This window comes from Maricaulis sp. W15 (assembly GCF_001924955.1).
GTDB lineage: Bacteria > Pseudomonadota > Alphaproteobacteria > Caulobacterales > Maricaulaceae > Maricaulis > Maricaulis maris.
Map to the genome: position 1 here is coordinate 42,989 of NZ_LQXG01000005.1, position 9,492 is coordinate 52,480.

The following is a 9,492-nucleotide window of genomic DNA, read 5'->3' on the forward strand; positions in this document are numbered from 1 at the left end:
TTTCATCCCACAAGCGCCAGGATCGCCACAGCGGGATCGCCTGGTGTTTTGGATGGGAGGGAACGGGATGTCGGCCAATGCCGATAACCGGTTGATTTTATAACGTGACATCGCCGACATCCCGTTCGCGGAGTTTTCCCGGGTGTCTCCACCCCGATTCCAATGCGTCAGGTAGATGGGGTCGGTCGTTTAGTGCCCCGCGACCTGGTCGCACGCCCTGCCGGAGCTTCGGACTGTCACATCCAATGCGCGGACAGGCTCCGCACGTTTCCGGGCACAAGTGACTGAGCTCGCGCCTCCCGTCCCGAAAACCAAGGGCATTATCGCCTGCTGTGGAGGGGGAGGATAAGTATGCTGTATTTTTTGCGGGGGGCGCTTTCCCTCTCCCTTGGGAGAGGGGTAGGGTGAGGGTAAGTCCCGGTGATCGCAGGAGGATTCCCCCTCATCCGCGCTACGCGCACCTTCTCCCCAAGGAGAAGGAAAGTGGTGCAGGGCGCGGATAAACTGCGTCTTTCTGCCCCCGCTTGCGGGGGAAGTGGGCTCAGCTTCGCGCAGCGAAGCAGAGGTCGAAGGGGGCGCGAGCGGAGCGAGGGAATGCCGCCTCGTTCGGCCTTGGCCTGTCTCAGAACGCGAAGGTCGCTTGGGCGTAGCCGAATAATGTCCGGTCGGGGGCGGGGCTTCCCGGTGCGTTGTCGGCGAACTCGCCGGGCAGGAGGAGGGAGGCGCCGACTTCCAGTTCCAGACCTTCGGCGAGGCCGTGATAGCGGACGCGACCGTCCAGCGTGTGGCCGACAAAGCTGCCGGATTGGCCTGTTTCGTCGCGCAGATTGGCAATGACCCAGCGGTCGGTATTGCTGTCGAGCGAGGCGGCCGACCAGGCGAGACGTCCGTCCCAGTCCGGGGCCGGTGCGACTTCGAGGCGGATACCCGGCGCGCTCAGATTGGCCGGGGTGAGGGGGCCATGCAGGCTGGTATTGTTGAGATCGGTGCGGCGGGAACCGAACAGGCGTTCATACTGATCGAAGCGCCCGTCATTCGGGTCCTCATCGCCGCTGGCCCAATAATATTCCAGCGCCATGCGCGGCTTCCAAGCATGCTCGAATGTGTAGCCAAGCGCCGCGAAAAGCATGCCGGCACTGACATCCAGATTGGTGGTGTCGGTGGCAGCGCTGCTGGCGCGACGACGCCCGAACCGCCAGGCGGCTTCAAGATCGAGATCGAGCCGGCCGGTCGCCGGAGCGCGATGCAGGCGAAAGCCCGGCGTGACGTAATGGCGGTTCGGTGTCGGCCTGGCGTCGGTGTCACGCTCCTCCAAACCGTAGACGAACAGGTCGCCGGACAGGCCGGGCCAGAAATCCGGAATCAGGTCGGGGCGCTGGTAGTGAACGGCCCAGATGGTGCGGTTCCACTCTTCTTCATCGCCGGACATCTGATTGTCGCCGATCGCGACGCGGTCGCCCGGGTGCCGCGCCACCGGGGCGAGCATCAGCGCGTGGAAACGGTCGCCGCGCGCGCTGGTCGCCGTATAATAGGCGCCGGTATGGCTCTTGATGACATTGGCATAGCTGATGCGTTCGATCTGGCGTTTCGAACCGATGCTGACGGTCTGCCGACCCAGGGTGAGGTTGGCGTCGGACCCGTCAGCAAAAACGGATGGGGCATCGACACGGACATAGGCCTGCAAGATGTCGAGCGGATTGACGGTCCCGGTGCTGAGCGGAGTGCCGCTATCGTCGAAATAGGCACGGCTGTCCTGTAGCTCGATGCCGAAGCGCGCGACCGGGGTCGTCAGGCGGGCATGCAGGAGGGTGCGCAGGAAGAGGGCTTGGTCGGAACCGGCGCGACCGGCGCGAAATTGCCCGTCGAGGCTCTCATAACGGGCGCGGGTTTCGCCAGAGACGTCGAATTGGAAATCGGCTGAGGCGTCGTTCTGGGCCCGTGCGCCGGTAGCACCCGCCGTGAAGACCGCAATGATCGCCAGCAGCCGGGCAGGGCCGGTGAACAGACCGGTTTGCCGCTTGGATACGCAGAAACGCTTCATGACTCTTCCCGATTTTCACGCAAGATTGGATGATTGCACCACAGGCGCTCGCCGCTTAGCGTGCCCGGTTCAATGATTCAAGAATAATTGAAGTGACAATATGATGAATGACCACGACGCGGCGACGCGGCTGTCCACCCTCGCGCATGATGTCCGTTTGCGCGTGTTCCGGACGGTGATGTCGGCGGGACCCGCGGGCATGCCGGCCAGCAAGATCGCTGATGCCGTCGAAATATCGCGCAACAACCTGTCCGCCCACCTCAACATCTTCCTCCAGGCCGGGCTGATGGATGTCGAACCCTCGGGACGGCAACGCATCTACCGGATCAATCTGACCGCCGTGTCGGACACGATCGGCTATCTGGTCGCTGATTGTTGCCAGGGGCATCCCGAGGTCTGTGATGCGCTGGGCAAGCATTTGCGGACTCCCTGTTGATTCAATTATACATGAATCATTGAATCTAATTCCTGATATCGGCATACTCATTCCCGCCATCACCAATGGGAGGAATGAATGGTAATTTCGGGAATTATCGCAGCTCTGGCGGCCCTGCAGGCTGGTGCGAGCGTCGAGCCTGCCGGGGCCGATATCAATATCCGGATCATCGGACGTGGCACCATGGAATGCGCAATCACGACGACTGATGGCAACGCCAACCGCCGCGCCCGGGCGCGAGCCTCGGCGTATGACTCCATCCGTATGGACGACGCGCAGAGTGCTGCGTGTACCTATGACGTGCCGGATGGTGGCGAGCTGATTATCCGTTTCATCGAAACAGACGGGTTTGCCTGTCCGTTCGATGCTGGCATCGATGAGGAGAGTTGCAGCACGACCATCGACGGCTCCGCCGAAGGGGCGTTCGAACTCATCGCCAACTGAGCGCGGGATCGGATCACCGGACTGGATCATCGGCGGGCCGCCGTTCAAGCCAGAAAAAAGCCCCGGTCGCACAACACGCGACCGGGGCCAGGTTTTCCCAAGGCTATGGGATCTCGTCAGTTGCCCGTGTACGGGTTCACTGTCTGATAGGTGGCGGAATTGCCGATCGCGGTGGCCGCGCCGGAGAGGACGCCGCCGGCATTCATGCGGCCTGTTACGACCGAACTGACCGCGGCATTATTGGTCTGATTGGTATTGCCCCAGGCCGTGACCGGGCATTCCGAACAGACATAGGTCGTCGCGGCATTGCCGAAGGCGGTCGCCGAGACCAGGGCCGAACCGCCGGCATCACCGTCCAGATTGGCGCGCGCGATAACGGCGCCATTATTGGTCTGGTCGAGGCCCATGAAAGCGTCAGCGCCGATATTGGAAATGATCGCCGAATTGCCGACACCCTCGGCCGACACGCTCAGCACGTCGGCGTCGAAATTGCCGACCAGGATTTCCGACTCGGCCGTGACCGCGCCCTCATTGTCCTGCTCGCCCTGGATATGGGCATAGCCGTTTTCATTCTGTATCCACACCGAATTGCCGTTCGCCGAGGAGACCACGGTTTGCGTGCGCGCCGTTCCACCGGCATCGGTGCGGGCGCGGGCCGTGACAGAGCCGCGATTGTCCTGGTCGACATCGACGACTTGCGACGGGCCATTGTGATAGCCTTCCAGCTGGGCCGAATTGCCATTCGCCGCACCGAGCACGGTGGCCGCATAGCCCAGCCCGCCATCGGGGGCGAGGACATAGCCGTCGGCGGTCACATCGGCACCGCTATCCTGGCGCAGGGCAAGCGACGTGTCGCTGCCATAGGTCGTGCCTTGGAAGGCATTGGCCGAGGCTGTCGCCGAGGTGACCGAGGAGATCGCATAGCTGCCGACTTCCAGGCGCGCGGTCGCATTGACGCTCGAGCCGTCCAGCGCCGTCTGGTTGATCGCCGCGTCCATGCCATTGTCATTGATCACGCTGGCCGAATTGCCTATCGCCGAAGCGGTGGTGATGGCAGCGCCGTCAATAATCGTGGCACGCGTTTCCGCGCGGGCATCGACCGCGCCGGAGAAGGTCTGGTCGGACTGGATGTCATGCCGCTCGACAACGTCCACGGTCAGCGCATTGGCGGCGCCAATGGCAGACATGGAGGCGGCATCGGCTTGGTCGGTCTCACCTTCCGTCACGACCGAGATCGCGGCGTCCAGATTGACCTGGCCGTTGAGGATCTCAGTCGTATCGTCCGCGAAGATAGGTGCGCACGTGATCGTCGCGGCGCTCATGCCCGCGATCAACATTGCTGCGCGCTTGGACATTGGAGGTCTCCCGTTGACCGTAAGTGTTGGCGGCGTTGACGCCGCCGGTGACATTGGTGTGGCCGCCCGTGCTGCCGCCGATCGGATCGGCATAATGGCAGGCGGCGGCCGGATCGACGCCGTACATTTGTGCCGAGATTTCCAGGACGGCGCGCTCGATCACCGAGCGCACGGCCAGCTGGACCGGCTCGAGCGAACGTCCGCCACCGGAAATGTCGATCACCGCATCATCCCAGAAGGCGAAGACGCCGGCGGAGATTTCGCGGCCGATGATCTGCTTCTGGTAGGAGATGACATCGACGGTCTCCATCGTGCGCGTCTCGTTGAGGCGCAGGTCGAGGCCGATATTCATCACCCACATGCGACGATTGAAGACGCCGGTCGGATCACTGTCGATGCGATCACCGCCCAGCACGTCGATGCCGGAGGAGCGGATATTGTAGTTGAGCTCGGTAATGCCGCCGACCAGGTGATAGTCGGAGCCCGGTAGCGAGGCCGCGAGGATCTGGCGCTGGCTGCCATTATCGCCGATCAGCGAATTGTTGGCATAGCGCAGTTCCAGCTCAGACACCGATGTATCAAAACGCTCCACCAGGCGCACACCGGCCTTGGCAAAGGCCGAGATCGCCATCAGGGACGCGCCCTGGGTGACGGCAGCGCCGCCTTCCAGTGAGGCGCGGCCGGTATAGTCGGCCAAGCGGCCCACGGCGATGCGCGGCGATTGCAGATTATGCTCGCGGGCGTAATTGGCCAGGCAGACCAACGCCTCGGAATAGGGCGTCGGGTTGGCCGTGACAGGGGCGCCGCCAATCGGCGTCGCATAATTGCCGTCGGCGCCGCCAGTGCGGGCCGTGGTGGCGCAACCGGTCAGCGCCAGCGCGCTGACGAGTGTCGCCATCAAAAGCTTAGTCTTGGTCATTGTCCGTACTCTCATCGCCTTGGGCCGTTGCGCTGGCGTTGATGTCGCCATTATTGATTTGGGTGGAATTCACGATGACCGTGTTCCATTGGCCGCTCACATTGACATTGAGCTGGTTGCCGATAGCGGAGGCGTTTGCGCCGACGCCGCCACTGCCAAACAGGCCGGTCCGGGTGGAAACCCCGACACCGGTCTGGATGATTCCGTCAATGATCACGCGATTGCCGGCGCTCGAGCGCGCGGCGGCGCCGGCGCTGGCACTGGCACCCGACCAGGGCTGGCTCGCCTGGGCCGATGTACCGCCATAGGGCTGCTCCCAACCGGCCGTCGTCTGGACCTGCTGAGCCTGGGCCGCAGCAGAGAGGGCTGCGAGGGCAAAAGCGGCACCGGCGAGGGTGGTGAAGCTGCGCGTGTTCATTGTGTCATGTCCTTTTAGACGCGAATTCTGTGTCACGGGTTGCAACGGGCATGCCAAAGGGGGTGTTGCCCTAAATGCGTTCCCCTGCAGGGGGAATCGTGTCGCCTTGAACGCATGATGGCCTGAATGGGCCACTTGGATACGGGAGTCGGGACGATGAGTGTGCCGCAGCGGGACGAGTCCGGGGGGGCGTGGAATGCGGCGCCTCCGCCGAAGGCGCCGGTCTTCAATGCCATGCCACCGGCGGTGCTTGTGATCGCACTCAGCATTGTCGGCGTCTCGCTCGCCGGTCAGGTTTTGCCAGAATTTCAGCGCGGGATGTTCGAGGCCGGTGTCTTCATCGCGGCCGAGCGCGGTGCCCGCTTGCCGGCGCAACCCCTGGGTCCCGTCGCACCGCTCCTGCTGCACGTCTATATCCATTTCGGCCTGGCCCACATTGCGATAAACCTCGCGGTTCTGGTCGGGGCCGGACGGGCGGTCGGTGAACGGCTTGGCTCGGGGCTGCTCGGGTCTGCCGGTTTCGTCTTTCTGTTTTTCGCCTGCGCTGTGACCGGCGCTGCAGCGGCAGCCTTTTTTCACCAGGGCCCACCTGTGCAGATGGGCGGTGCGTCAACGGCCGTGTCAGGCCTGATCGCGGCGGCCGGCTGGGTCCGGGGCGGCTGGCGCGGCATGGCGCAGCTCGCCTTGCCGTGGATCGCGATCAATATCGTGATCGGGCTGGTTGGCGATCTGATGCCGATCCCGATCAGCTGGCTTGGCCATATTGGCGGCACGCTGGGCGGCATGATCCTGACGCCCCTGGTGATCGCCGTCTTCGCCGAGACCGAAGACTGATCACCAGACCCGGTCGATCCGCCGTTCACCGTCGATCTCGAAACCCTTGATCAGCAAATGTCCGGATGCAGGCACGGCGAGGATGACGCGCACTTGGCTGTTCCCTGGCTCATTTTCCGGCCCGTTTTCCGGCTCGCCATCAGTTCTGACACCGCGCAACCGGTCTTCAAGCGCCAGCGCTTCGCGGCGTCCGGCATAATAGCGCTCGATGTTGAACTGCGCGCGCACGCGGTCGCCGGCATGGCGAACATACCCCGTCGCCACCAGGCCGGTGCCGGGATGGTCCCGGTGGAGTGATACCGGACTGGCCAGCCCATCCTCGCCGATCTCCAGCGTCACGAAAATCGGTACGCCCGCTTCAAACGCGTTGTCACCATCGAGCCTGTCGGGGTCGAGCGCGTGAAGCGGTGTGCGCAGCTGCGCGTAGTGGCCCAACAGCATGTCCCGCGGGTCATAACCCTCGACCGCCATCACCAGTTCCGGACTGTTGGCGCGGGCCTGTTCGTGGCGCACCAGCATGATGACCAGAAAAACCGTCATGGCGATCGCCATCAGGACGACATGGGTGAGGGGGCCGATGCGGGGTGGATTTGGACGGGGCCGGCTCATGCGTCACCGCCTGTCGCGTCGGTCTTGCCCCGTCGCAGCCGCCACAGCGCGAAACTGGCTGCAAACAGGATCAGCCCACCGACAAAGAAGAAGAGCGCGGTATCGAGAAGCCCCTCGAAGGTCTGCGCATAGATGTAGAGCGTCTGCAGCACAAAGCCTGACACACCGCAAACCCGCGCCATCAGGCTGTTATGGCGTTCGCCGATCAGGATCAGGGCGGTGAAGGCGGCATAGAGCAGCGCGCCGACGCCCATGCGCAGCAGGATGGAGCCGTCCGCAGCCTCGGCAATCAGGGGCAGGGCGGCGATGGCGAGGCCGACCGCAACCAGGCTGGCCGCGTCCCAATTGCGCAAGGCCCCGGTCAGGCGTCGCCACAGGATCAGCAGGGCAATAGCGATCATGGCCGGGGCGGCGATCATCGCGTAGGCGCCGGTCACAAGCTCGCGGTCAGCCGCATGCCCGCCCAGCGGGATCTGGACCAGGAAGGCGGCCAGCAGGGTCACCACCGTCATCCAGCCGGCGATGACACCAGCGCCGGCCAGCTTGCGGTCGCGCAGGCTGGCGGCGGCAAGGGCGACAGTCCCGAAGACCAGCGTGGCGGCCGATTGCAGGGCCAGGTGTCCGGTTGGATGGGCCGCCTGCCAAAGATACAAGGCGTGGGCGATCCACAACACCAGCGCCAGCGCAACCAGGTGCATCGACACCGTCGAGCGCAGCCGGGTGGCGAGCACGGCGCTGGCGGTGGCCACCGGCAAATAAAACCAGATGGCCCCGTCGACGAAGGGATTGGCCGCTTCCAGCCCGGCCCACAGGGCGCCAAGCCCGGTCGCCAGTATGAGGACGGGACGCGACCCGAGCTGCCAGGCCAGCCCGCCGCCCGCCACCGCCCAGATCAGCACGGCGGTATTGCGGAAGGCGGTCATGTTGAAGGTCTGCGCGGTCAACAGGATCGCCGCGCCGAACAGGGCCAGGCCGAGTACGGCAAGGGCATGTCCAAGCCGGGGCGCCTGGCGTTGGAAGGCCAGGCCGCTGCCCAGCAGGCTGGCCCACAGCGCCGCCAACAAAACGCCGAAACGCGCCAGGCGCGGGATGGCCTCCCAATTGGCGCCGACAAAACTCAAGGCTGACAGGCCGAGCAGGACCGCGCCGAGCACGGTCAACGCGCCGAGCGCCGTTGCTCCTGCGATCCGGGGCCCGACCGTGTCGAGAATGGCGTCGCGATTGTCCGTCTCGATCAGGCCGGCCGCGATCCAGCGGTCGAGATCCCGTGTCAGGCGTTGCCTGTAACCCATCACTTGCGCTCCCGACTGTCCCGGCTCTTCCTCAAGCCGGTTCTTCCTTACGAAGGTGTCGGAGGCCGGACCGGCTGTCCACGAAAGCTTGATTCACATCAGCGCATCGTTGGTCCGGCGCGATCGTTTGCGGGCGCGCTTGCCAGCCGGTTTTGTGGTATCGTGCAACTTCATCCTGATGGGAGGGCGGAAAATGATTGTTGAGGCGATACTGAGAGGCAAGGGCCGTGACGTGATCACGATCGGTGAAATGGCGACCCTTGAGGAAGCGGCGCGATTGCTGGACGCGCACGCGATCGGGGCCTTGCTGGTGGAAGACGGGCAGGGCCGGCCGGTCGCGGTCCTGTCCGAGCGTGACATTGTCCGCGAGATGGCGCTCAACGGCGCGGCCTGCCTGCACCGGCCGGTTGCCCACGCATTGACCCAGGCCTTTGTCACCGCCGGGCGCAATGCCGGACTCAACGAGTTGATGGTGTTGATGACCGAGCGCCGGGTCCGGCATGTTCCCATCTTTGATGGCGATGCGCTGCTGGGCATTATCTCGATCGGCGATGTCGTGAAGGCCAAGATTGCCGACATGGAGGCCGAGACCGCAGCCCTGCAGGCCTATATCCGTTCCTGACACGCGCCGCCGGTCTGTGGAATCAGGCAAGGCGCCTGCCCGGGCAGGGCCGCTCGCGCGGTCATCAGGCCAGCCAGCCGGCCTTGATCGGGCCCGGGCATGACCTTGGCGATGGCGAAAAATAAATTCTGCACACGGCGGAATGCCTTGCCAGACAGGGGGATGGCGGGACGCTCCGCGGCGCACTGCAGGAATATCCGCATCAGGGGGTTGCGTCCTGCGCGGCGTCCTGTAGAACCCCGCTCACACCGGCGCTGCCGCAGCGGTTTTCCTCTTGCGGTTCAGCGTCGTTTGCTTATTATACGAGGTCTTGTCGTTTTTCTAAGTCAGGTCGGCGCGTCAAACACACGCTCCGGGCAGAGAATTTTTCGCCGGTTTTCGGACCACTGAAAAGCTTCTGCAAGGCCCTGAAGAACGTGATTGACTTCAAACTTGGGGCGGCTTAAACACCGCCCTCCTTGGCCGGGGCGGCGATTTGATTGTCCTTCGGTTATCGGGTTCGGCGGCGCGTTTGTGTTGTTT

General features: G+C 64.0%; 12 protein-coding genes. 4 read left to right on the forward strand and 8 right to left on the reverse strand.

Features of this window, described 5'->3' with window-relative positions:
- Nucleotides 1-622 precede the first annotated feature (622 nt).
- Nucleotides 623-2,041 (reverse strand): alginate export family protein, encoded by a 1,419-nt coding sequence (locus AWH62_RS04555; protein WP_075189304.1) that lies wholly within the window; start codon nt 2,039-2,041, stop codon nt 623-625.
- Nucleotides 2,042-2,144: 103 nt separating this feature from the next.
- Between AWH62_RS04555 and AWH62_RS04560 the strand changes: the two genes are divergently transcribed.
- Together AWH62_RS04560 and AWH62_RS04565 are read left to right on the forward strand one after the other, a co-directional pair.
- The gene (locus tag AWH62_RS04560; protein WP_075189322.1) at nt 2,145-2,477 is read left to right on the forward strand and encodes a helix-turn-helix transcriptional regulator; all 333 of its coding nucleotides are present in this window, start codon (nt 2,145-2,147) and stop codon (nt 2,475-2,477) included.
- A gap of 78 nt (nt 2,478-2,555) precedes the next feature.
- Nucleotides 2,556-2,921, forward strand: a complete 366-nt coding sequence (locus AWH62_RS04565) for a hypothetical protein (protein ID WP_075189305.1) — start codon at nt 2,556-2,558, stop codon at nt 2,919-2,921.
- Between the two features lie 116 nt (nt 2,922-3,037).
- Here AWH62_RS04565 and hfaD read toward each other — a convergent pair whose 3' ends face one another.
- From hfaD to hfaA, 3 genes are read right to left on the reverse strand one after another with little or no spacing between them, the layout of a single operon-like run.
- Nucleotides 3,038-4,276, reverse strand: coding sequence for a holdfast anchor protein HfaD (hfaD, locus tag AWH62_RS04570; RefSeq protein WP_158025561.1), 1,239 nt, complete (start codon nt 4,274-4,276; stop codon nt 3,038-3,040).
- Complete coding sequence (gene hfaB, locus AWH62_RS04575; protein ID WP_075189307.1) at nt 4,191-5,195, reverse strand: holdfast anchoring protein HfaB; 1,005 nt, start codon at nt 5,193-5,195, stop codon at nt 4,191-4,193. The genes hfaD and hfaB overlap by 86 nt, the downstream gene beginning before the upstream one ends.
- On the reverse strand, nt 5,182-5,613 hold the full coding sequence (hfaA, locus tag AWH62_RS04580; protein WP_075189308.1) for a holdfast anchoring protein HfaA: 432 nt from the start codon (nt 5,611-5,613) through the stop codon (nt 5,182-5,184). The genes hfaB and hfaA overlap by 14 nt, the downstream gene beginning before the upstream one ends.
- A 156-nt stretch (nt 5,614-5,769) precedes the next feature.
- Between hfaA and AWH62_RS04585 the strand changes: the two genes are divergently transcribed.
- Entirely contained in the window at nt 5,770-6,447 is a 678-nt protein-coding gene (locus AWH62_RS04585; RefSeq protein WP_075189309.1) for a rhomboid family intramembrane serine protease, read from the forward strand.
- Here the strand turns inward: AWH62_RS04585 and AWH62_RS04590 are convergent, their stop codons facing one another.
- A complete protein-coding gene (locus AWH62_RS04590) occupies nt 6,448-7,056 on the reverse strand; it encodes a GDYXXLXY domain-containing protein (RefSeq protein ID WP_083635006.1) in 609 nt (202 codons plus the stop codon). It lies immediately after the preceding gene.
- Entirely contained in the window at nt 7,053-8,348 is a 1,296-nt protein-coding gene (locus tag AWH62_RS04595; protein WP_075189311.1) for a DUF2157 domain-containing protein, read from the reverse strand. The genes AWH62_RS04590 and AWH62_RS04595 overlap by 4 nt, the downstream gene beginning before the upstream one ends.
- Nucleotides 8,349-8,541: 193 nt before the next feature.
- On the opposite strand from AWH62_RS04595, the gene AWH62_RS04600 reads away from it, so the two are divergent.
- A complete protein-coding gene (locus tag AWH62_RS04600) occupies nt 8,542-8,970 on the forward strand; it encodes a CBS domain-containing protein (RefSeq protein ID WP_075189312.1) in 429 nt (142 codons plus the stop codon).
- On the opposite strand, the gene AWH62_RS04605 is transcribed toward AWH62_RS04600, so the two are convergent.
- On the reverse strand, nt 8,955-9,173 hold the full coding sequence (locus tag AWH62_RS04605) for a hypothetical protein (RefSeq protein WP_075189313.1): 219 nt from the start codon (nt 9,171-9,173) through the stop codon (nt 8,955-8,957). The two genes, AWH62_RS04600 and AWH62_RS04605, sit on opposite strands and share 16 nt — an antisense overlap.
- A gap of 123 nt (nt 9,174-9,296) precedes the next feature.
- Nucleotides 9,297-9,492, reverse strand: a 196-nt coding sequence (locus AWH62_RS17110) for a hypothetical protein (protein WP_233128255.1), incomplete at its 5' end; no start/stop codon positions are given.